Genomic DNA, 622 nt, shown 5'->3' with positions numbered 1-622 from the left:
GCTCTAGCTGTAGAGTGATGGGATGGTCCCGCCCGCATAAATTGGCTACCCTAGGGTATGGAAAACCTCAGAAAGGGAACCATCCCATGAAGATCATTACTACCATCGGCATTGATTTGGCAAAGAACAGTTTCGCCGTTTACGGCGTGGACGCCAAAGGCAAACCTGTACTTAGCCGCACTATGAGCCGGTCCGGGGTCGTGCGTTTCTTCGCCAGCCTGCCATCCTGTCTTGTGGGCATGGAAGCTTGCGCGTCTTCCGAATACTGGGCCAGAACTATTGAAAGCCTGGGGCATGAAGTTCGACGCATCCATCCCCGATATGTGAAAGCATATCTGCTCGGCGCGAAGAACGATGTCAACGACGCGGCTGCTATCTGCGAGGCTGCGCAGCGGCCCAACATGCGGTTTGTGCCGCACAAGTCGCCAGAGCAGACCGATATTCAATGCATTCATCGAATCCGGCAAGGCTACGTCAAGTCGCGCACTGCGCTTATCAACCAAACCAGGGGGCTGCTCGCCGAGTATGGTATCGTTATCCGGCAAGGTATTTGTGCCGTTCGCACCCAACTGCCAGCGCTCATCGCAGACGAGGAAAACGACCTCTCTACCCTTATGCGCCG

1 protein-coding gene is annotated in these 622 nt (G+C 55.5%); it reads left to right on the top strand.

Features of this window, described 5'->3' with window-relative positions:
* Positions 1–86 precede the first annotated feature (86 nt).
* The coding region (locus V6C16_RS14705; RefSeq protein WP_333543622.1) for an IS110 family transposase at positions 87–622 on the top strand (536 nt) is incomplete at its 3' end.

Origin of the sequence: Desulfovibrio sp. 1188_IL3213, assembly GCF_036763145.1 — a bacterium.
In the GTDB taxonomy this organism is placed as follows: Bacteria; Desulfobacterota; Desulfovibrionia; order Desulfovibrionales; family Desulfovibrionaceae; genus Desulfovibrio.
This window is presented reverse-complemented; position numbering and strand designations above follow the sequence as displayed.